Raw genomic sequence first — 770 nt, 5'->3', positions numbered from 1 at the left:
CCCCTGATCAGCCCGGCTGCGCCACCCCGACCCGCTTCGCCGGGCTGATCAGGGGCGTCCCGCCATACCCATCCGGGGGGTCAAAGTTCGACGCCGATCCAGGGTCAATGTTCAACGCTGTTTGACACTTCTGAGTTTCCTTCCCCTTCTTGGCGCCGTCCGGGTCACGCGCGTAGCCGAGGTAATACCAGTATTCCTGGCCGCGGCGGTCGCTCTTGGCGAAGCGCCCGTTCTCCGGATATGCGGCGTCGAAATCCGCATCGAATGCCTTCGCGATCAGGTCGGCGAAGGCGATCTGCACAGGGCTGGCGTGCGCTTTCATCGGCCTGGAGATGTTGTAAGGTTCCTCGCAAAACCGGTACGACAAAAATCCGCGATGCGCATCTCACGGCCGGGGTCCGATCGTCACCCTGGGGCCAAGTCCGAGGCGATGTCGGCGGACGGCCGCTTTCGAGGGGTGTCGAACGCCACCCTATTCCCGGCGCGCGGCTCAAACACAGCGCGCCGGTCAAACCTGCCAAAAAATCACTTCTGCTTGGCGATGACCTTGTCCTTGATGCCGTCGTAGACCGACTGCGAGAGGATCTTCTTCTGCACGAGGTCGTCCTTGCCCTTGTAGGGGCGGCCCTTGACGATCGCGGCCGAGCGGGCGGCGCCGATGCCGGGGAGCGCGTCGAGCTCGGCGGCGGAGGCGCTGTTGAGGTCGAGGAGGGCGCCCTTGGCGGCGTTCGGCGAGCCGGCGACGGGGGCCGAGGGCTTGACCGGGGCGG

At 65.8% G+C, this 770-nt stretch carries 2 protein-coding genes; both read right to left on the bottom strand.

Annotated features, from left to right (window positions below; genetic code table 11):
* Positions 1-7 precede the first annotated feature (7 nt).
* Positions 8-322, bottom strand: a complete 315-nt coding sequence (locus tag FV226_RS27670; protein WP_147765428.1) for a hypothetical protein — start codon at positions 320-322, stop codon at positions 8-10.
* Between the two features lie 203 nt (positions 323-525).
* Positions 526-770: helix-hairpin-helix domain-containing protein (locus FV226_RS27665; protein WP_147765427.1), on the bottom strand; the 245-nt coding region annotated here is incomplete at its 5' end.

Source organism: Methylobacterium sp. WL12, assembly GCF_008039475.1.
Taxonomy (GTDB): Bacteria; Pseudomonadota; Alphaproteobacteria; order Rhizobiales; family Beijerinckiaceae; genus Methylobacterium; species Methylobacterium cerastii.
This window is presented reverse-complemented; position numbering and strand designations above follow the sequence as displayed.